This window comes from Klebsiella sp. HMSC16A12, assembly GCF_001808265.1.
Classification (GTDB): Bacteria; Pseudomonadota; Gammaproteobacteria; order Enterobacterales; family Enterobacteriaceae; genus Klebsiella; species Klebsiella pneumoniae.
Genome location: NZ_KV792628.1, coordinates 64,098 through 84,993 on the forward strand (window position 1 = coordinate 64,098; position 20,896 = coordinate 84,993).

Genomic DNA, 20,896 nt, shown 5'->3' on the forward strand with positions numbered 1-20,896 from the left:
GCAGTGTAGAAGGGGGCCGGGCAGGAATATTGTATGAGATTGCGCATTAGCGCCTGGCGACCTGCTTCTGATAGCGCACCGGCGTAATGCCGTAACGCTGGGTGAAGGCGCGGGTCAGGTGGGACTGGTCGGTGAGGCCGACGGCTATCGCCACTTCGGCGGCGGGCATGCCGTGGGTGAGGAACGCTTTGGCGCGCCACAGACGGATGGCCATCAGCATCTGATGGGGCGTTACGTGATAGTGGGCTTTAAACTGGCGCTGAAAGTGGTACGGGCTCAGCGCCGCCACCTGCGCCAGCTCGTCGAGGGTGATGGGACGCATATAGTTATCGTGCAGGTAGTCGCGCACGCGGTCAAAGCGATGCCCGGCCTCACCTTGCGCAGAGGCATGGTGGGCCAGAGGGCGGAAGGCGTCGATGAGGTCGAGCAGCAGTCCCTGCTGGGCCAGCGGATCGTCGCTATGCCACAGGCCATAAATCAGCTGGCCAATTTGTCGGGAACGCAGGGGATCCTCGCGGACCACCTCGCTGAACCACCAGTCTCGCACCCCGGTGATGGCTTCCAGACGGTCCGGCTCCAGATAAATCATCCGGTAGCGCCAGCCGTCGGCGGTTTCCGCTTCGCCGGTGTGCAGCTCGTCGGGATTCATGGTGACAATGGAGTTTGCGGCGGCAATATGCTGACTGCCGCGGTAGCGAAAGCGCTCCGCGCCTTGCTCAATCACGCCGATGCCGAAGGCTTCGTGGGTATGGGGTTCAAAGGCGTAGCGGGATATATGGGCGTGGTAAAGCTCCACCCCGGGCAACTGTTCGAGATGGCGAAAGCGCGCGCGGTCTTTTTCATCACTAAATTGGAGTGGTACGCCCTGCATGCCTGCCTCCCGACGGTTATCCCTTCAATATGGGAGAGGAACCGCCGGGACGCAACCGCAAAAGCTGAGAGGGGCGGTTACAGAATGCCTTTCACGCTTTCAGCAAGGGAGGTGGTCGGGCGGCCGATCAGCGTACTCAGGGTGCGGCTGTCGTCAAACAGTCCGCCTTTCGACGCGCCGACATCGGAATCCGCCAGCATATCGGCAAGCCCGGCCGGCAGGCCGACGCTTTTCAGCGCGGCGGCGAAATCGGCTTCGCTGAGGTTCTGGTAGACCACGTTTTTCCCGCTTTGCTTGCTCAGCTCGGCAGCCAGGTCGCTCAGCGTCCAGGCGTTATCACCCGCCAGTTCGTAAATTTTGCCTTCATGACCCTCACTGGCGATAACGCGGGCGGCAGCGGTGGCATAATCCGCGCGGGTGGCGGAGGCGATTTTACCCTCGCCGGCGGCGCCGATAAACACGCCATGCTCCAGCGCCGGCGGCGCGCTGGCCAGATAGTTTTCGGTATACCAGCCGTTACGCAGCAGGGCGTAAGCGATACCAGAGTCGGCCAGCATCTGCTCGGTTTCGATATGCTCTGCGGCCAGACCCAGCGGCGAAGTGTCGGCATGCAGCAGGCTGGTATAGGCGATGAATTTCACCCCGGCGGCTTTGGCGGCGTTAATGACGTTGCGGTGCTGTACAGCACGCTGGCCGACTTCGCTGGAGGAGATTAACAGCAGTTTATCCACGCCCTGCAGCGCGGCGGTCAGCGCCGCTTCGTCGTTGTAGTCGGCCTGGCGGACAACCGCGCCCTGCTGGCTGAGCGCCTGGGCTTTGGCCGGGTTGCGGACAATCGCCACAATCTGGCTGGCAGGGACGGTGTTAAGCAGGTCTTGCAGAACGTAGTGGCCAAGCTGGCCGGTGGCACCGGTAAGAGCGATCATGGGTCTTCTCCTTCGTGTTTATTGGCAGTTGTGGTAAGCTACCACCTTAACTAACTTTTAGTAAGTACGTACAAAAAGGTAAGTGTGAAATGGCCGAACCGACGCTGAGCGAGAAACTGCGCACCGGCAATTTGTTTGCGGAACAGTGCCCGTCGCGCGATGTGCTTAAACATGTCACCAGCCGCTGGGGCGTGTTGATTCTGGTGGCGCTGCGCGAGGGAACCCACCGTTTCAGCGATCTGCGCCGTAAGATGGGCGGGGTCAGCGAAAAGATGCTGGCGCAGTCGCTGCAGGCGCTGGAGCAGGATGGTTTTATCGATCGCGTCTCTTATCCGGTGGTGCCCCCGCACGTTGAATATAGCCTGACGCCGCTCGGCCTGCAGGTGAGCGAGAAGGTGGCCGCCCTGGCGGACTGGATCGAGGTTAATCTGCCCTCGGTGCTGGCTAACCACGGGGAGTGAAAATGTATCACTCCCTGTAGCCCCGGTAAGCGCAACGCCACCGGGGAACAGGCATTACTTGCTCAAATCCAGCTGATAAATGGCGAAGCCGATATCATCGGTGGCCACCTGGCGCATTGGATACTGCGCTTTCTCTTTGATAAACGCCGCGGCTTTGTCGCCAGGCGAGGTCTCAAAACGAATATCCAACGGCGTGTTGCTGTGGATCGGCGCCAGACGCCAGTTGTTATCCGCCGCCGGATGGATCGCGCCTTCCTTCTTCGATTGCGCGCCAATCCATGCCGCCAGCACCGAACGGTTTTCATCCGGTGAGGCGAAGGCGATATGGCTCTCACCGGTGCCGGCGAATTTGCCGCCGTAAGCGCGATAGTTATTGGTCGCGACCAGGAAAGTAGCCTGCGGATCAACCGGTTTTCCATTGAAGGTCAGGTGCTTAATACGCTCTGCCTGCGGATGGATCATCTGACATTCGCCGTCGTAGCGGGCCGGCTGAGTGACGTCGATCTGGTAGTTCACCCCGTCAATGACGTCGAAGTTGTAGGTGCGGAAGCCGTCCCAGTTGATCAGCGACTGCGGCTTGCTGCTGGCGGGATCGATCTGGTTAAACTGTCCGGCAGAGCATTCCAGCCACTCCTTAACCTCTTTCCCGCTGACCTTCATCACCACCAGGGTGTTGGGGTAGAGATAGAGGTCGGCGGCATTGCGGAAGGTGAGCTGGCCTTTCTCCACTTCGACAAAGCTCGCCGGATCGTTTTTACGCCCGCCGACTTTAAACGGCGCGGCGGCGGAGAGCACCGGCAGCTTCGCCAGATCCGGGTCGCCCTGAATATAGTGTTCTACGTAGGCTTTCTGCGCCATGTTGACCACCTGCACCGTCGGGTCGTCCTGCACCAGCGCCAGATAGCTGTACATGTTGTCGGCGGACTTGCCGATCGGCTTGCTGACGAATTCGCGAGTGGCGTCATGATCGGCTTTCAGCACCGCCACCAGCTTGGCATCTTCGGCCGCCAGTGATTTCTTCGCCACCGCGTCATAGATTGGCCGCGCTTCCGCTTTACTCTGAGTTACCTGCCATTTACCGCTGTCGTTATTTAGCACCAGATCGACCACCCCGAGATGATCGCCCCACATTCCCGGCATCACCGCCGGTACGCCGTTTAGCGTCCCTTTGGCGATATCCGCGCCTTTGATGTTGGCGAAGTCTTTACCCGGGAACACCGCGTGGGCATGGCCGAACATAATGGCGTCCACGCCGGGCTCCTGGCTTAAGTAGTAAACCGAATTCTCGGCCATCGCCTGATACGGGTCGGCGGAGAGGCCGGAGTGAGCGACCACTACCACCACATCAGCCCCTTTCGCCCGCATCTCCGGGATATATTTGCGCGCGGTTTCGGTAATGTCATTGACCGTCACCTTGCCGTTAAGATTGGCTTTATCCCAGGTCATGATCTGCGGCGGCACAAAGCCGATATAGCCGATGCGCAGGGTGTGGATTTGACCGTCGCTGTCCACGACCCGGGTATCCTGGATCAGGTACGGCGTAAACATCGGTTTGCCGGTTTTGGCATCGATGATATTGGCGTTCACGTAGGGGAACTTCGCCCCGGCCAGCGCCTTGTGCAGGAAGTCGAGACCGTAATTGAACTCATGGTTGCCCAGGTTGCCGACGGCGTAATTCAGGGTGTTCATCGCCTTATATACCGGATGTACATCGCCCTCTTTGAGCCCTTTTGCCGCCATATAGTCGCCTAACGGGCTCCCCTGGATCACATCCCCGTTATCCACCAGCACGCTGTTTTTAACTTCTGCTCGCGCCTGTTCGATCAGGGTGGCGGTACGCACCAGGCCGAATTTCTCCGTGGCGGCATCTTTGTAATAGTCGAAGTCCATCATATTGCTGTGCAGATCGGTGGTTTCCATGATCCGCAGGTCGACCGTCGCGGCGTTGACGCTGGCGGCGATCAGCGTGGCCAGGAGCGTTGCGCTAAACTTAATCATCAGAGGCGTCCTTTTTTATGAGCGATAGCACAGAAGAAAATGTATTTATATTCTGTAGCTTACAGAAATGTGAATCTTGCCAGAAAAGCGGGCAGAGAAACCGCCATCGTTATCACAGATAGCGGAACTCGCGGTGATGCGATATAAATAAAACAACGAGTTAACGCCACTGTAACCAGACGAGGTGGAGAATGTTAGAACAAGTATGTCAGCTTGCACGGAATGCGGGCGATGCCATCATGGAAGTCTACGATGGAAACCAGCCGATCAACGTCGCCAGCAAGAAAGATGATTCTCCGGTCACGGCGGCGGATATCGCAGCGCATAAAGTCATTGTCAGCGGCCTGCAGGCGCTGGATCCGGATACCCCGATCCTCTCCGAGGAGGACCCGCCGGCGTGGGAAGTGCGCCAGCACTGGCAGCGCTACTGGCTGGTCGACCCGCTGGACGGCACCAAAGAGTTTATTAAGCGTAACGGCGAATTCACCGTCAATATCGCGCTGATTGAAAACGGCAAGCCGACGCTGGGCGTTGTCTATGCGCCGGTGATGAAGGTGATGTACAGCGCGCAAAATGGCAAAGCCTGGAAAGAAGAGTGCGGCGTACGCAAGCAGATCCAGGTCCGCGATGCCCGTCCGCCGCTGGTGGTGATTAGCCGCTCCCATAGCAACGATCCGGAGCTGCAGGAGTATCTTGAGCAACTTGGCGAACACCAGACCACCTCAATCGGTTCGTCGCTGAAATTCTGCCTGGTGGCGGAAGGTCAGGCCCAGCTCTATCCGCGCTTCGGGCCGACCAGCACCTGGGACACCGCCGCCGGCCATGCGGTCGCGGTGGCCGCCGGGGCGCATGTTCACGACTGGCAGGGGAAAACCCTCGACTACACGCCGCGTGAATCCTTCCTTAACCCCGGCTTCCGGGTCTCTATTTATTAAGCAATTTATGCAGCAGGTCGATCACCTGCTGCACCTCTTGTTGGGTGAGGGCGCCGTCTTTAGCCCACTGCACACGCCCGTTCTTATCCAGCACCACGATCGCTGAGCTCTTCTCGTCCAGCTGCCAGGCCTTCCGCACCAGGCCATTGCTGTCGACGATAAATTGCGACCATGGGAAGAGCTTTTTATTACTTTCAATGCTGTTGCGTACAAACATCCCGGTGCCCGGGATGGCGTCGTCAGTGTTTACAATGGTGGTGGTCTGATAGCGATCGTGCGGGAAGCCCGCCGCTTTAATCGCCTCGATCAGGTTGGCATTTTTCTCTTTTGCTGACGAGCGTCCGGCGATGTGCTGGACCACGCGCACTTTTCCCGCCAGCTGGGCGCTATTCCAGTTTTTATAGCTAAACTTATCCTTATCCAGAATAAGCTCTCCCCGATCCGCGACGCCAACGGGCGCCACGCGCTGGCCGTCGACGAAGTTATGCGCTGTGGCCAGCAGCGGGAGAAGCAGTAACGAGGCGGCCAGTATGCTACGTAGGGTCATGCGCAATCCTTAATCATTTTTATGCAGGTGATCCGACCACTTGGTCTCGTTTAATCATAAGTGCGATTGACGGTGATTACCCGCAATGAGGATGCCAGTTTGCGTGTTGACGCACAAATTAGTCGTAAAACGGCGACTTATACTTACTTCATCGTATGTCTGAAACGAAAATTCTGAATTATTGTCATCAAAGGGTAAATAAACTTATACATACTGGGTCCCTCTGAGATTCTGGACTATAGTTTTAGGGCATTAAAATTTGCGCTCCCAAGACGTGGGCTAACTGTGGCACCACAAGAGCGTAACCCTGGCAGGAGAGAAGAATGAAAATTTTCCAACGCTACAATCCGCTGCAAGTGGCGAAGTACGTGAAGATCCTGTTTCGTGGACGGTTGTACATCAAGGACGTTGGCGCATTTGAATTTGATAAGGGCAAAATCCTTATCCCGAAGGTCAAGGACAAGCTGCATCTGTCAGTGATGTCCGAAGTCAATCGTCAGGTGTTGCGTCTGCAAACTGAGATGGCATAGCCTGGCACGTAGCAGTACGTAGTAGGTAAAAGACGGCTCCCGATGGGAGCCGTTGATGTTTTTAGCCCTTCATTTCCGCATAGCGTTTGCGATATTCACCCGGCGTGATGCCGTTATGTTTACGAAACAAGCGGGTGAAATAGACCGGATCGCTGTAGCCCACCGATAAAGCAATTTTGTTAAGTGGGAGTGTGGGATAACCATTTGGGCCATAAAAAAGGGCGGATGGTCATCCGCCCTTAGGAGAGAGAAAAGATTACGCTCAGGCGTTCTGGCTTTCCGCCGTTTCCGCCTGCTTCGGCACCAGCACCGTTGGCTTGTTATCGATGCGGGTCACCAGCAACTGGTCGATACGGTAGTTATCGATATCCACGACCTCAAACTTATAGCCGGAGAACTTCACCGCGTCGGTGCGTTTGGGGATTTTACGCAGCATAAACATCATAAAGCCGCCGATGGTCTCGTAATTCCCGGACTGCGGGAACTCGTCGATATCCAGCACGCGCATCACGTCATCAATCGGCGTACCGCCATCGATCAGCCACGAGTTTTCATCGCGGGCGACAATCTGCTCTTCCAACCCCTGGCCGACGAGGTCGCCCATCAGGGTGGTCATTACGTCGTTGAGAGTGATGATCCCGACCACCAGCGCGTATTCATTCATGATCACCGCGAAGTCTTCCCCGGCGGTTTTGAAGCTTTCCAGCGCTTCCGACAGGGTCAGGGTGTCCGGCACGATCAACGTGTTGCGGATCTGTACGCCGCCGGTCAGCACCAGGCTCTGGTTCGCCAGCACGCGGTTCAGCAGATCTTTTGAATCGACGTAACCGATAATGTGGTCGATATCTTCATTACAGACGAGGAACTTCGAGTGCGGATGTTCGGCCACTTTATTCTTCAGGCTCTGCTCATCTTCGTGCAAATCAAACCAAATGACGCTTTCACGCGGGGTCATGGAGGAAGGAACGGTGCGGGACTCCAGCTCGAACACGTTCTCAATTAGCTCATGCTCCTGCTTGCGCAGCACCCCGGCCAGCGCGCCGGCCTCGACCACGGCATAGATATCATCGGAAGTGATATCGTCTTTCCGCACCATCGGCAGTTTGAAGATGCGGAAGATCATGTTGGCCATGCCGTTAAACAACCACACCAGCGGGCGGAAGACTAACAGGCAGAAGCGCATCGGGTTGATGATGCGCAGGGCCACTGTTTCGGGCGCAATCATACCGATGCGTTTCGGAGTCAGGTCAGCAAACAGGATGAACAAGCTGGTGACCAGGGTAAAAGAGATGATGAAGCTCAGCTGCTCGGAGAGCTCCGGTGACAAATACCCGCTGAGCAGGCTATGAAACGCCGGTGAGAAAGCCGCGTCGCCCACAATACCGCCAAGAATGGCGACGGCGTTGAGGCCAATCTGCACGACGGTAAAGAAGGTGCCCGGGTTCTCCTGCATCTTCAGCACCCGCTGTGCGTTGACGTTGCCTTCATCGGCCAGCAGTTTCAGTTTGATTTTACGTGAGGCAGCCAGTGAAATTTCCGATATCGAAAAAAACGCACTGACGGCTATCAGACAGAGTATTACTAAAATACTGTTTAACATATCTTTTCTGACCGTTGAGGCCAGATCCTCGGAAGGGAAGTTGATAACTCAAATGTGGAATACATAAAAAACCGGTCCGAAGGCGCTGGACCGGCTGTCACACTGGCTAGTATAGCGTAAGGGAATGTAAAGCCGCCAGAGCGTTCATTGACCGCCTCGCTGTTGAGGCGGAAATCAGAATTACGCCTGAGGCGGCAGGCAGACGCCAATGCCGCCGATGCCGCAATAGCCGTGCGGGTTTTTATACAGATACTGCTGGTGATCGTCCTCGGCATAGTAGAACGGTTTGGCGGTGGCGATCTCGGTGGTGATGTGACGGGTATCGTGCGCGTCGTTCATCGCCGCCTGGAAGCGCGCGAGGCTGGCCTTTGCCGCCTCCGTCTGTTCCGGGGTCAGCGGGTAAATCGCCGAGCGGTACTGGGTGCCGTGGTCGTTACCCTGCCGCATACCCTGCGCCGGGTCGTGATTTTCCCAGAACACCTGCAATAACTGCTCATAGCTAATCACCTGCGGATCATAAACCACGCGTACCGCTTCCGCGTGACCGGTCTGGCCGCTGCATACTTCGCGATAGGTCGGATTGGGCGTATAGCCGCCAGTGTAACCTGCGGCGGTGCTGTAAACCCCCGGCAATTGCCAGAACAGGCGCTCAACTCCCCAGAAGCAGCCCATGGCGAACAGCGCCACTTCCATCCCCGCCGGGACGTTGGTCATCGAGTGGCCGTTAACTGCGTGGAGCGTCGCCACTGGCATGGGGGTATTGCGTCCAGGCAGCGCATCCGCCTGGGCGACAAGATGCGTTTTATCAAATAGACTCACGGTTGGCCTCTCAATACAGAAATCGTCGTTAAGGTTGTAACGAAGCGTGTCTTTTAACACAATAAATACGCGTAATACGTCTAGATTAATACATAAGAATTATTTGGGTTATTGCCACTTTTTCAACCCTATGTTGTTAGGGTTTTGTTAAGCCGTGGAGCGGCGCCAGTGTTTCCTGTAGAGGAAACAGGGATATTCAGGAGAAAATGTGCTAAAAATCCGCCAGTTATGTGTCACCAGCCTTTTGCTGGTCAGCGGGGTCGCCAGCGCAGCGAATGTGCGTTTGCAGGTTGAGGGATTATCCGGGGAGCTGGAGAAAAACGTTCGCGCCCAGCTTTCCACCATCCAGAGCGATGAAGTCACGCCGGATCGTCGCTTTCGCGCGCGCGTCGATGACGCCATTCGCGAAGGTCTGAAAGCGCTGGGTTATTACGAGCCGACGATTGAATTTGATTTGCGTCCGCCGCCGAAAAGGGGACGTCAGGTGCTGATCGCCAAAGTGACCCCGGGAGAACCGGTGCGCATTGGCGGAACCGAGGTGATTCTGCGCGGCGGCGCCCGCACCGATAGCGACTACCTGGCGCTGCTGAAAACGCGCCCGGCCATCGGGACGGTGCTCAACCACGGGGATTACGACGGCTTCAAGAGCTCGCTGACCCGCGTCGCCCTGCGCAAAGGCTACTTTGACAGCGAGTTTCTTAAGAGCCAGCTCGGGGTCTCCCTCGACCGTCATCAGGCGTTTTGGGATATCGATTACGACAGCGGCGAACGCTATCGCTTTGGCCACGTCACTTTCTCTGGCTCGCAAATCCGCGATGAATACCTGCAAAACCTCGTGCCGTTTAAAGAGGGCGACTACTACACCTCGCAGGACCTGGCCGAGCTAAACCGCCGCCTGGCGGCGACCGGCTGGTTCCGGTCGGGGGTGGTGGCGCCTGATTTTGCTAAGTCGCGGAAAACCAAGGTGCTGCCTCTGCAGGGCGTTGTCTCGCCTCGCAAAGAGAACACCGTGGAAACCGGGGTCGGCTATTCCACAGACGTCGGTCCGCGGGTGAAAGCCACGTGGAAAAAACCATGGGTCAACTCGTATGGCCACAGCCTGACCTCCAGCGTCAGCCTCTCCGCCCCGGAGCAGCAATTCGATTTTACCTATAAAGTCCCACTGCTGAAGAGCCCCCTCGAACAGTATTATCTGATGCAGGGCGGTTTTAAGCGTACCGACCTCAATGATACCCAGGCCGACTCTACCACCCTGGGGGTCTCGCGTTTCTGGGAAATGTCGAGCGGCTGGCAGCGAGCGATTAACCTGCGCTGGAGCCTGGATCACTTTACCCAGGCGAACGTCACCAACACCACCATGCTGATTTATCCTGGGGTCTCGGTGAACCGCACTCGCTCCCGCGGCGGCCTGATGCCTACCTGGGGCGATTCCCAGCGCTACTCGGTGGATTACTCCAACACCATGTGGGGCTCGGACATCAACTTCATCGTGATGCAGGCCCAGGACGTCTGGATCCGTACCCTCTATGACCGCCACCGCTTTGTGGTGCGCGGCAACCTTGGCTGGATCGAAGCGGACAACTTTGACAAGGTGCCGCCAGATCTGCGTTTTTTCGCCGGGGGCGATCGCAGTATTCGCGGCTATAAATACAAATCTATCTCGCCGAAGGACGATGACGGCAAGCTGATCGGGGCCTCGAAGCTGGCGACCGGCTCGCTGGAGTATCAGTACAACGTCAGTGGTAAATGGTGGGGCGCCGTGTTTGTCGATAGCGGCGAAGCGGTCAGCGATATTCGCGAGAGCGATTTCAAAACCGGCGCCGGGGTGGGCGTGCGCTGGCAGTCGCCGGTGGGACCGATCAAGCTGGATATCGCCCGGCCGATCGGCGACAAAGAAGAGCATGGTTTACAGTTTTACATCGGTCTGGGGCCTGAATTATGAGTTTATGGAAGAAGATAAGCCTCGGCGTCTTAATCGTGTTAGTGCTCCTGCTGGGCACCGTCGGGTTCCTGGTGGGGACCACCACCGGTTTGCATCTGGTGTTCAAAGCGGCGGATCGCTGGGTACCGGGGCTGGAAATCGGCAAAGTGACCGGTGGCTGGCGTGATTTAACCCTCGATAATGTTCGCTACGAACAGCCCGGCGTGGCGGTGACCGCCGGTCAGTTTCACCTCAGCGTCAGGTTGCGCTGCCTGTGGGACAGCAGCCTGTGCGTAAACGACATCGCGCTGCGCGATATTTACGTCGCCGTCGATACCAAGAAGATGCCGCCCTCAGCGCCGGTCGAGGAAGAGGACAGCGGGCCGCTGAATCTCTCCACTCCTTATCCGATCACCCTCAGCCGCGTCGCGCTGCATAACGTCAACGTTAAAATCGATGATACCGCGGTCTCCGTACGCGATTTTTCCACCGGCCTGAACTGGCAGGAGAAAAATCTGACCCTGACGCCGACCTCGCTGCAGGGGCTGCTGATCGCCCTGCCTAAGGTGGCGAAAGTGGCGCAGGAGCAGGTGGTTGAGCCGAAAATTGACAACCCGCAGCCGCAGGAAAAACCGCTCGGCGAGACGATGACCGACCTCTTCTCGCAGCCGGTGCTGCCGGCGATGACCGATGTCCATCTGCCGCTGAACCTCGATATTCAGGCGTTCCGCGGCGAGCAGCTGCGCCTGACCGGCGATACCGATATCACCGTGTATAACCTGCTGCTGAAAGTCAGCAGTATCGACGGCCAGATGAAGCTCGACGCCCTTGATATCGACTCCGATCAGGGCAAGGTCAGCGCCTCGGGCAGCGCGCAGCTGCAGGATAACTGGCCGGTGGACATTACCCTCGCCGGAACCCTGAACGTCGACCCGATGAAAGGGGAGAAGGTGCAGCTGAAGGTGGGCGGCGAAGTGCGTAAAACGCTCAAAGTCGGAGTGGACTTAAGCGGGCCGGTCGCGGCCACGCTGCGCGCGGATGCGCAACTGGCGGAGGCCGGGCTGCCGCTCAATATGGAGCTGAAGAGTAAGCAGCTCGCCTGGCCGTTCAGCGGCGAGAAGCAGTTCCAGGCCGACGATGTCCAGCTGAAATTCAGCGGCAAAATGACCGACTATGCGCTGGCCTTCTCCACCGCGGTGAAAGGTCAATCGCTGCCGCCGGCGAAAATCGCCCTCAACGCCAAAGGCAATGAACGGCAGATCAATCTCGACAAGCTGACGGTCAACGCCCTGGAAGGGAAAACCGAGCTGAAGGCGCTGCTCGACTGGCAGCAGGCGATCAGCTGGCGCGGCGAGCTGACCCTCGACGGCATTAACACCGCCAAAGAGGTGCCGGACTGGCCGTCGAAGCTTAACGGCCGGATCAAGACCCAGGGCAGCCTGTACGGCGGCAGCTGGCAGATGTCGGTGCCGGAGCTGAAAATTACCGGCAACGTGAAGCAGAACAAAGTGGATGTGGCGGGCTCGCTGCAGGGTAACAGCTATCTGCAGTGGAAAATCCCGGGACTGCATCTGGCGTTAGGCCCGAACAGCGCTGATATCAAAGGCGAGCTGGGGGTGAAGGATCTTAATCTCGACGCCACCATCGATGCGCCGCACCTGGATAATGCGCTGCCGGGGCTCGGCGGGACGGCGAAGGGCTTGGTAAAAGTGCGCGGCACTGTCGATGCACCGCAGCTGCTGGCCGATATCACCGCCCGGGCGCTGCGCTGGCAGGAGCTGACCATCGCCCAGGTCAACGTCAAAGGGGATGTGAAATCCACCGATCAGATTGGCGGTAACCTGGACGTGCGGGTGGATCGCATCAGCCAGCCGGGGGTCAATATCAGCCAGGTGCAGCTCAATGCCAAAGGTACAGAGAAACAGCATGAGCTGCGGCTGCGCGTGCAGGGCGATCCGGTTTCCGGCCAGCTGACGCTGGCAGGCAGCTTCGATCGTCAGGCCGAACGCTGGAAGGGCTCGCTGAGCGATACCCGCTTCCAGACGCCGGTGGGGCCGGTAGCGCTGACGCGCAGCATTGCGCTGGACTATCGCAATCTGGAGCAGAAAATCAGCATCGGGCCACACTGCTGGACCAACCCGAACGCCGAGCTCTGCGTGCCTGAAACCATTGACGCGGGTGCCAGCGGACGGGCGCGGGTGAATCTCAACCGCTTCGATCTGGCGATGCTCAAGCCGTTTATGCCGGAGGCGACCCAGGCCAGCGGCGTGTTTACTGGTAATGCCGATGTGAGCTGGGACACCACCAAAGAGGGACTGCCGCAGGGCAAAGTGACCCTCAGCGGGCGCAACGTCAAGGTGACCCAGGTCGTCAACGACGCGCCGTTGCCGGTGGCGTTCGATACGCTTAACCTCAGCGCCGACCTGCACAACAATCGCGCCGAGCTGGGCTGGCTTATCCGCCTGACCAACAATGGTCAACTGGATGGGCAGGTGCAGGTTACCGACCCGCAGGGGCGGCGTAATCTCGGCGGCAATGTCAATATCAGCAACTTCTCGCTGGCGATGATCAACCCGATTTTCGCTCGTGGTGAAAAGGCAGAGGGAAGGCTCAACGCCCGTCTGCGTCTGGGCGGCAATGTGAAAAGTCCGCAGCTGTTCGGCCAGATGCAGCTGAGCGGGGTGGATATCGACGGCAACTTTATGCCGTTTGATATGCAGCCGAGCCAGCTGGCGATGAACTTCAACGGCACGCGCTCGACCCTGCAGGGGACGGTGAACACCCGCCAGGGGCAAATCGCCCTCAGCGGTAACGCCGACTGGACGCAGATCGATAACTGGCGGGCGCAAATTGCGGCGAAAGGCAGCCGGGTGCGGATCACGGTGCCGCCGATGGTGCGTCTCGATGTATCGCCGGATGTGGTGTTTACCGCCACGCCAAGCCTGTTCAATCTCGACGGCAAAGTGGATGTGCCCTGGGCGCGGATCGTGGTCAACGAGGTGCCGGAGAGCGCGGTCGGCGTCTCCTCTGATGAAGTGATGCTGGATAAAAACCTCAAGCCGATTAAGCAGCAGAGCGCCAGCATCCCGATCAACAGCAACCTGACCATTCACGTCGGCAACAACGTTCGTCTGGAAGCCTTCGGCCTGAAAGCGCGTCTGACCGGTGATTTGAAAGTGGCGCAGGACAAGCAGGGGCTGGGCCTCAACGGGCAGATTAATATTCCGGACGGCCGTTTCCACGCCTATGGTCAGGACTTGATTGTCCGCAAAGGGGAGCTGCTGTTCTCCGGTCCGCCGGATCAGCCGTTGCTGAATATCGAAGCGATTCGTAACCCGGATGCCACCGAAGACGATGTGATCGCCGGCGTTCGCGTCACCGGCTCCGCCGATCAGCCGAAAGCGGAGATCTTCTCTGATCCGGTTATGTCCCAGCAGGAAGCGCTGTCTTATCTGCTGCGCGGCCAGGGTTTGAGTAGTGGTCAGAGCGATAGCGCCGCGATGACCTCAATGCTTATTGGTATGGGGGTTGCACAAAGTGGTCAGGTTGTGGGTAAAATCGGCGAGACGTTTGGCGTAAGCAACTTGGCGTTGGACACCGAAGGGGTAGGCGATTCTTCCCAGGTGGTGGTCAGCGGCTATGTACTGCCGGGTCTGCAGGTAAAATACGGGGTCGGTATCTTCGATTCCCTGGCGACGCTGACTTTACGTTATCGCCTGATGCCTAAGCTATATGTGGAAGCGGTGTCTGGCATCGACCAGGCGCTCGATTTGCTCTATCAGTTTGAGTTTTAGCAATGCGAATATTTGTTTACGGCAGTTTACGACGCAAACAAGGCAACAGCCACTGGATGACCAACGCCCAGTGGCTGGGCGCTCATAGTGTCGACGATTATCAGCTGTACAGCCTGGGCCACTATCCAGGCGCGGTGCCCGGCGAAGGCACAGTACATGGTGAAGTTTATCGTATTGATGCATCGACGCTGGCCGAACTGGATGCGCTGCGCACCAAGGGGGGCGAGTATGCGCGCCACCTGATTCAGACGCCTTACGGCAGCGCATGGATGTATGTCTATCAACGTTCTGTTGAGGGTTGTACGTTGATAGCGAACGGCAACTGGTTGGATCGCGACCAGTATTAACCACGACAGCGCCACCTTCGGGTGGCGTTGTTTTTTATTACTTCAGTTCCCATGGCGTCATTCTGGCGCCCTGACGTCTGGCATAACGTAATATGGCCTGATGTACCTTCACTCTACCGGCCACCCGACGTGACAGGGGATGGGCAATCATACGGACAAACTCCATCACTATTAACAGCAGGTTAATCGGGAGCAGGGTGCCTGTCAGCCTGGTAAGCATTTCACGATAAAATGGCCAACTGCCCAGATTAAGCATGGGGTCGTGCAGTTTGATGGTGAGCGTAAAAAACATCACTATGAGTACGAGGCCGTACGCGATTTTATAAATTGATGCCATCTGCTGATTGCCGGGATGAAAGGGGCTATTTTTTAAATAAACACTGCCATCACTGACATTGTATAACGCCTGAAGATCATCGTATCCATGCCGGCGTGCGGCGATAACCCAGTCCCCATCGGCAAGAAATGGCGGGCGACAACGATTATTCAGGGCATCGCTCAGCCAGGTCAAGCGCGCTGAAAAAAACGAGTGACGAGTCGCCAGCTGAAAACAGGCGCCTTCTTTGATAAAATAAGGCCTTACCCTCGTAGCGAACCATATTTGATAATAACTATTCAGAATCACGCCTTCTTCAAGCGCAAATTCTTTTGGCAGCGCTATCTCGTTGTTGGCCGATGGTGGATGCCTTTCAGAAGTAGCGGGTAGAATTTCCAGACGCTGACAGAATGAAATATCGCCTTGCTTCGTTCGCTGCATTTTCGCATTGAGAACACGTAACCTGAGTGAGAAATTGCAAGAGCAAAAAGAGAAGATGCCGAAGGGATTCACCAACATTGTGATAAAACATAATAATAAAAAAATATCCAACCATGGAGCACAAGCGAGAATGATCAAGCAAACAAAAAAGACCAAGCCGACAGGTCGAAGAAGCTTTTTAATACTCAGCGGCTGCCGGGAAGGTTCGAGCAAAATGTGGCCATCGCTTAACCAGTGGATCCAGTAACTGCCATCCTTTAGGCGGCAAGTGCCGATATGTAGCGGCTGGCCGAGCCTCAGACGGTCAAAAAGCGAGGGGTCTTTAAAATGGCGTTTATCGGTATAAAAGGCATGCTCGCCTGCAATGAGGCGTAAATAGCTTTGCTCTTCCGAGGCGGCAGTGGTGAAGCCGGTAAAATTCACGGTGAAATAATGGGTCTGTTTCACAAGGTTCCTTCCTTGATGAAATGATGGTGTTTTACGTATCACGCGTTGCCGACCCACTCCTTACCAGAGCGGGAGATGATCCTTCGCCAGCCACATCGCGGAAGCCAACGTCGTCAGCGCGAGGAATAATAATCGTCGTGTTGGGGTGCTGAACATTACATGATCTCCTCGAGCGCGGTATGGCGGGCCGCTCCCTGCAGGTAGTGCCGCATCGCCGAGCGCATCTTCATCCAGTCAGCCACCCGGTGTGACAATAACCAGGCCGTCGGGCCAATCAGCTCCAGTACCGCCAGGATCCCGCCGAAACTGAGTAATAATAGGGACAGCATGTCCAGTGAATCCTGAATTAACCACCCAAATCCCCTGGCTGGTTTGTATGGGTTATTTAGCGACATGCCGAGTATGAGGAGGTACATCACCAGCACCATGCCATAAAACAGGTTATAGACTAGCGACATTTGCCGATCACCGGGATAACAGGGATGATTTTTCAGAAAAGCGCACCCGTCGCTGACGTTGTATAACGCCTGGACGTCGTTATCTTTCCGTTGGTAGACGACGACTATCCGATCGCCGATAGCGAGAAAGGGCGGTTGACGGCGGTAAAAAAAGGGATGCAGGCCGAAGTTGGCGAAGCCGTTCTGCCAGAAGAAGGCCAGCGGCGCCGTGTCGCATTGTATCCCAACGCCATGGTATTCCCGCGTTGGGTTCCCCGCGAACCATTTCTTAAAAATGATATTGCTAATTTTTCCCGTCCGGACGGCATAGCGTTCCGGCAGGGCTTGCGTAAAAGGCTTCGCCGACTGGCGGAGGGTTTGCGCCGTAGTCGGTAGCGGCTGGCAAAAGGAAAAGTCGCGGCGGCGGGCCTGCGCCATCTTCGCCAACAGATCGCGCATGGCGGGGTGCATTTTTAGCGCCCGGTGGAACAGTAGCTCGCAGAGGCCGGTTAACAACGCGATGAAGGCCAGTATCGCGATAATGCCGAAGCCGAACCTTCCCCATTCTGAGGTGCTCATCATGAGCGGGATAAGAGCGACGATGAGCGTCAGCAGGCTGATAATCAGCAGCGGCCGGGCCCAGCGCTTTACCCGTTGACTGGGCTCAAGGAGCGTTTCGCCATCGCTGAGCCAGTGGATCCAGTAACTGCCGTTGTCCAGGCGGCGGACGCCAAGGTGCAGAGGCTGATTGATCGTCAGGTGGTCAAAAAGCGAGGGGTCGTTAAAATAGCGTTTATCGGTATAAAAGACATGGTCGCCGGCGATAAGGCGCAGATACCCCTGTTTTTCACAGGCGGCGGTCGTGAAGCCAGAAAAGTTAAGGGTGAAATAGCGAACGCTTTTCACGGGACACCCTCCATGGTGTTATCGCGGCTATCCGTGCCGCAATCAGGCAGGGGATGACCCTGCCTGAGACAGAATTACTTCTGCTTAGCGCGCTCGAAAGAGGCAACGATTTCGGCTTTCGCCGCTTCCGCGTTGTCCCAACCGTCGACTTTAACCCACTTGCCTTTTTCCAGATCTTTGTAGTGCTCAAAGAAATGAGTGATCTGGGCTTTCAGCAGTTCCGGCAGGTCGTTCACATCGTTGATGTGATCGTATTCTTTGCTCAGCTTGGTGTGCGGTACGGCAACCAGTTTCGCATCTTCACCAGATTCGTCGGTCATCTTCAGAACGCCAACCGGACGGCAGCGGATCACGGAGCCCGGCTGCAGCGGGTACGGAGTCGGGACCAGCACGTCAACCGGGTCGCCGTCCAGGGACAGGGTGTGGTTGATGTAGCCGTAGTTGCACGGATAGAACATTGCCGTGGACATGAAACGGTCAACGAACAGTGCACCGCTCTCTTTGTCGACTTCGTATTTGATAGGATCTGCGTTCGCCGGGATTTCGATCACGACGTAGATGTCTTCCGGCAGATCTTTGCCCGCAGGTACGTTGAGTAAGCTCATGTCTGTTTCCTTTAAAATGTATGGCAAACAAGTGCTCGGTATTATAGCCAACTCACATCGAAAGTCTTCGCTTCTTTTTCCCGATATCGCCGCAGAGTGCTCCGAATTTTTCGCGTAATAATGACATGAAAATCCATAAACATAGCCACATCATGAATAAATTTATGTAACCGTTTTCATTGCATGTGATTGATTTATCATACTGCTTAAAAAAACGTCATAAACCGCAACAGCCGCGCTCCCTGCGAAGCCTTATCGGCTCTCCGCTGGGCAGTAGGGCCATCATTAACATCTCATTTACTTTTTTGAAGTGTGATGTAACGCATTCAGTTACATCACCGATTGTCTATAGTTTGTCCGCAGGTGAGACTTTAACCAACAATAACCCTACGAGGATACCCTTATGTGGAAGCGCTTACTTCTTGTCACAGCAGTTTCCGCAGCTATGTCGTCTATGGCGATAGCTGCCCCGCTAACCGTAGGTTTTTCGCAGGTCGGTTCTGAATCCGGCTGGCGTGCGGCGGAAACCAGCGTCGCGAAAGAGGAGGCCGCCAAGCGCGGTATCACCCTGAAGATCGCTGATGGTCAGCAAAAACAGGAAAACCAGATCAAAGCAGTACGTTCCTTTATTGCTCAAGGGGTCGACGCGATCTTCATTGCGCCGGTGGTGGCCACCGGCTGGGAACCGGTGCTGAAAGAGGCGAAAGAGGCCAAGATCCCGGTTTTCCTCCTCGACCGTTCCATTGATGTTAAAGATAAAGATCTCTACATGACCACTGTGACCGCCAACAACGTGCTGGAAGGCCAGCTGATTGGCGACTGGCTGGTGAAAACCGTCGACGGTAAGCCGTGTAACGTCGTTGAACTGCAGGGCACCGTTGGGGCCAGCGTGGCCATCGATCGTAAGAAAGGCTTCGCCGACGCGATTGCCAAAGCGTCGAATATCAAAATTATCCGCTCCCAGTCCGGCGACTTCACCCGCAGTAAAGGGAAAGAGGTCATGGAGAGCTTTATCAAAGCTGAGAATAACGGCAAAAACATCTGCATGGTGTTCGCTCATAACGACGATATGGCCATCGGCGCCATCCAGGCCATTAAAGAAGCTGGCCTGAAGCCGGGCAAAGATATTCTGACCGGCTCCATCGACGGCGTGCCGGATATCTATAAAGCGATGATCGCCGGAGAAGCCAACGCCAGCGTCGAACTGACGCCAAATATGGCCGGCCCGGCGTTTGATGCGCTGGAGAAATACAAAAAAGACGGCACCCTGCCGGAGAAGCTGACCATTACCAAATCGACGCTGTACCTGCCGGATACGGCGAAAGAAGAGTTAGAGAAGAAGAAAAATATGGGCTACTGAGTGGGGAGCCCCTCATTCCATCCCTCCCCCCGGTGGGAGAGGGTAAAAAGCAGCGTTCCAGAAACCCCGGGAAGCCCAGCGCGACCCGGGGTAACCTGACATCATTTGAAGGTGACATCGATTATGAGCGCCGAGGCACACCAGGAGATCCTTCGCACCGAAGGACTTAGTAAATTCTTCCCCGGCGTTAAGGCGCTGGATAACGTCAACTTTAGCCTGCGGCGCGGCGAAATCATGGCCCTGTTGGGCGAAAACGGCGCCGGAAAATCGACGCTGATCAAAGCGCTGACCGGCGTTTACCATGCCGATCGCGGCACTATCTGGCTGGAAGGCCAGGCTATTTCGCCCAAAAATACCGCCCATGCCCAGCAGCTGGGGATCGGCACCGTCTACCAGGAAGTGAACCTGCTGCCTAATATGTCGGTGGCGGATAACCTGTTCATCGGCCGTGAGCCGCGGCGGTTTGGTCTGCTGCGACGTAAAGAGATGGAGGCCAGGGCGACGGCGCTGATGGCCTCCTACGGCTTTTCCCTCGACGTGCGCGAGCCGCTGAACCGCTTTTCGGTGGCGATGCAGCAGATCGTCGCTATCTGTCGGGCCATCGACCTGTCGGCCAAGGTGCTGATCCTCGACGAGCCCACCGCCAGCCTCGATACCCAGGAGGTGGAGATGCTGTTCACCCTGATGCGCCAGCTCAGGGATAACGGCGTCAGCCTGATCTTCGTCACCCATTTTCTCGACCAGGTCTATGCGGTCAGCGACCGCATCACCGTGCTGCGTAACGGCACATTTGTGGGCTGCCGTGAGACCCGCGAGCTGCCGCAGATTGAGCTGGTGAAAATGATGCTGGGTCGCGAACTGGACCACAATGCCCTGCAGCGGGCGGGCCGTACCCTGCTGAGCGATAAACCGGTAGCGGCGTTTGAAGGCTACGGTAAAAAAGGAACCATCGCCCCGTTCGACCTGCAGGTCCGACCGGGCGAAATTGTAGGCCTCGCCGGCCTGCTGGGTTCCGGACGCACGGAAACCGCCGAGGTGATCTTCGGCATTAAAACGGCGGACAGCGGGAAGGCGTGGATCAAAGGCAAACCGCAGACCTTGCGCTCCCCGCATCAGGCGTCCTGCCTCGGGATCGGCTTCTGTCCGGAGGATCGCAAAACCGACGGCATTATCGCCGCTGCCTCGGTGCGGGAAAATATCGTTCTGGCCCTGCAGGCGCAGCGCGGCTGGCTGCGGCCGATCCCCCGCCGGGAGCAGAATGAGATCGCCGAGCGCTTTATTCGCCAGCTGGGGATCCGTACCCCGAGCGCCGAGCAGCCGATCGAGTTTCTCTCCGGCGGCAACCAGCAGAAGGTGCTGCTCTCCCGCTGGCTGCTGACCAAACCGCAGTTCCTGATCCTCGATGAGCCGACCCGCGGCATCGACGTCGGCGCCCATGCGGAAATTATTCGCCTGATTGAAACCCTCTGTGCCGATGGCCTGGCGCTGCTGGTTATCTCTTCTGAACTGGAGGAGCTGGTGGGTTACGCCGATCGGGTCATTATCCTGCGCGATCGCCGACAGGTGGCGGAGATCCCGCTCGCCGAGCTCTCTGTTCCGGCGATCATGAACGCTATTGCGGCATAAGGAGTAACC

17 protein-coding genes and 1 pseudogene are annotated in these 20,896 nt (G+C 56.9%); 8 read left to right on the forward strand and 10 right to left on the reverse strand.

Annotated features, from left to right (window positions below; genetic code table 11):
• Positions 1-46 precede the first annotated feature (46 nt).
• Together HMPREF3140_RS18335 and HMPREF3140_RS18340 are read right to left on the reverse strand one after the other, a co-directional pair.
• Positions 47-871 carry an AraC family transcriptional regulator gene (locus HMPREF3140_RS18335; RefSeq protein WP_002886699.1) on the reverse strand — a complete coding sequence of 275 codons (825 nt, stop codon included), beginning with the start codon at positions 869-871 and terminating at the stop codon, positions 47-49.
• A 77-nt stretch (positions 872-948) separates the two neighbouring features.
• The gene (locus HMPREF3140_RS18340; RefSeq protein WP_032412838.1) at positions 949-1,797 is read right to left on the reverse strand and encodes an SDR family oxidoreductase; all 849 of its coding nucleotides are present in this window, start codon (positions 1,795-1,797) and stop codon (positions 949-951) included.
• An 89-nt stretch (positions 1,798-1,886) separates the two neighbouring features.
• On the opposite strand from HMPREF3140_RS18340, the gene HMPREF3140_RS18345 reads away from it, so the two are divergent.
• Positions 1,887-2,258 carry a winged helix-turn-helix transcriptional regulator gene (locus HMPREF3140_RS18345; RefSeq protein WP_004152015.1) on the forward strand — a complete coding sequence of 124 codons (372 nt, stop codon included), beginning with the start codon at positions 1,887-1,889 and terminating at the stop codon, positions 2,256-2,258.
• 54 nt (positions 2,259-2,312) lie between these two features.
• Here the strand turns inward: HMPREF3140_RS18345 and cpdB are convergent, their stop codons facing one another.
• Positions 2,313-4,256, reverse strand: coding sequence for a 2',3'-cyclic-nucleotide 2'-phosphodiesterase (gene cpdB, locus HMPREF3140_RS18350; protein ID WP_023280774.1), 1,944 nt, complete (start codon positions 4,254-4,256; stop codon positions 2,313-2,315).
• Positions 4,257-4,447: 191 nt separating this feature from the next.
• Between cpdB and cysQ the strand changes: the two genes are divergently transcribed.
• The gene (gene cysQ / locus HMPREF3140_RS18355; protein WP_004177677.1) at positions 4,448-5,191 is read left to right on the forward strand and encodes a 3'(2'),5'-bisphosphate nucleotidase CysQ; all 744 of its coding nucleotides are present in this window, start codon (positions 4,448-4,450) and stop codon (positions 5,189-5,191) included.
• Here cysQ and HMPREF3140_RS18360 read toward each other — a convergent pair.
• Positions 5,181-5,738 (reverse strand): YtfJ family protein, encoded by a 558-nt coding sequence (locus tag HMPREF3140_RS18360; protein WP_002886706.1) that lies wholly within the window; start codon positions 5,736-5,738, stop codon positions 5,181-5,183. The genes cysQ and HMPREF3140_RS18360 overlap by 11 nt on opposite strands.
• A gap of 323 nt (positions 5,739-6,061) precedes the next feature.
• On the opposite strand from HMPREF3140_RS18360, the gene HMPREF3140_RS18365 reads away from it, so the two are divergent.
• Complete coding sequence (locus HMPREF3140_RS18365) at positions 6,062-6,268, forward strand: DUF1107 domain-containing protein (RefSeq protein WP_002886707.1); 207 nt, start codon at positions 6,062-6,064, stop codon at positions 6,266-6,268.
• A 61-nt stretch (positions 6,269-6,329) separates the two neighbouring features.
• Here HMPREF3140_RS18365 and HMPREF3140_RS18370 read toward each other — a convergent pair.
• From HMPREF3140_RS18370 to msrA, 3 genes and pseudogenes are all read right to left on the reverse strand, one after another.
• Positions 6,330-6,461, reverse strand: a pseudogene (locus tag HMPREF3140_RS18370) (helix-turn-helix domain-containing protein); the annotation flags it as partial.
• 69 nt (positions 6,462-6,530) lie between these two features.
• A complete protein-coding gene (locus HMPREF3140_RS18375; RefSeq protein ID WP_002886718.1) occupies positions 6,531-7,868 on the reverse strand; it encodes a polyamine export protein PaeA in 1,338 nt (445 codons plus the stop codon).
• A gap of 180 nt (positions 7,869-8,048) precedes the next feature.
• Entirely contained in the window at positions 8,049-8,687 is a 639-nt protein-coding gene (gene msrA / locus HMPREF3140_RS18380) for a peptide-methionine (S)-S-oxide reductase MsrA (protein WP_002886721.1), read from the reverse strand.
• 208 nt (positions 8,688-8,895) lie between these two features.
• Here msrA and tamA point away from each other — a divergent pair, with 208 nt between their 5' ends.
• Genes tamA through HMPREF3140_RS18395 form a run of 3 tightly spaced genes read left to right on the forward strand, consistent with a single transcriptional unit; the run spans position 8,896 to position 14,749 of the window.
• Positions 8,896-10,629, forward strand: a complete 1,734-nt coding sequence (tamA, locus tag HMPREF3140_RS18385; protein WP_070553057.1) for an autotransporter assembly complex protein TamA — start codon at positions 8,896-8,898, stop codon at positions 10,627-10,629.
• The gene (tamB, locus tag HMPREF3140_RS18390; RefSeq protein WP_032412844.1) at positions 10,626-14,402 is read left to right on the forward strand and encodes an autotransporter assembly complex protein TamB; all 3,777 of its coding nucleotides are present in this window, start codon (positions 10,626-10,628) and stop codon (positions 14,400-14,402) included. Before tamA ends, tamB begins: the two co-directional genes overlap by 4 nt.
• Before the next feature lie 2 nt (positions 14,403-14,404).
• Positions 14,405-14,749 (forward strand): gamma-glutamylcyclotransferase family protein, encoded by a 345-nt coding sequence (locus HMPREF3140_RS18395; protein WP_002886724.1) that lies wholly within the window; start codon positions 14,405-14,407, stop codon positions 14,747-14,749.
• Between the two features lie 37 nt (positions 14,750-14,786).
• Here HMPREF3140_RS18395 and HMPREF3140_RS18400 read toward each other — a convergent pair whose 3' ends face one another.
• The 3 genes from HMPREF3140_RS18400 to ppa all read right to left on the reverse strand — a co-directional run bounded on the left by HMPREF3140_RS18400 (position 14,787) and on the right by ppa (position 17,901).
• Positions 14,787-15,953, reverse strand: coding sequence for a hypothetical protein (locus HMPREF3140_RS18400; protein ID WP_002886725.1), 1,167 nt, complete (start codon positions 15,951-15,953; stop codon positions 14,787-14,789).
• A gap of 155 nt (positions 15,954-16,108) precedes the next feature.
• Positions 16,109-17,296: a hypothetical protein gene (locus HMPREF3140_RS18405; RefSeq protein WP_032412847.1), complete on the reverse strand. Its 1,188-nt coding sequence runs from the start codon at positions 17,294-17,296 to the stop codon at positions 16,109-16,111.
• Positions 17,297-17,370: 74 nt separating this feature from the next.
• Positions 17,371-17,901, reverse strand: coding sequence for an inorganic diphosphatase (gene ppa, locus HMPREF3140_RS18410; protein WP_002886766.1), 531 nt, complete (start codon positions 17,899-17,901; stop codon positions 17,371-17,373).
• 403 nt (positions 17,902-18,304) lie between these two features.
• Here ppa and ytfQ point away from each other — a divergent pair, with 403 nt between their 5' ends.
• Complete coding sequence (gene ytfQ, locus HMPREF3140_RS18415; RefSeq protein ID WP_002886769.1) at positions 18,305-19,261, forward strand: galactofuranose ABC transporter, galactofuranose-binding protein YtfQ; 957 nt, start codon at positions 18,305-18,307, stop codon at positions 19,259-19,261.
• Between the two features lie 123 nt (positions 19,262-19,384).
• The gene (gene ytfR, locus HMPREF3140_RS18425; RefSeq protein WP_004177669.1) at positions 19,385-20,887 is read left to right on the forward strand and encodes a galactofuranose ABC transporter, ATP-binding protein YtfR; all 1,503 of its coding nucleotides are present in this window, start codon (positions 19,385-19,387) and stop codon (positions 20,885-20,887) included.
• Positions 20,888-20,896 lie beyond the last annotated feature (9 nt).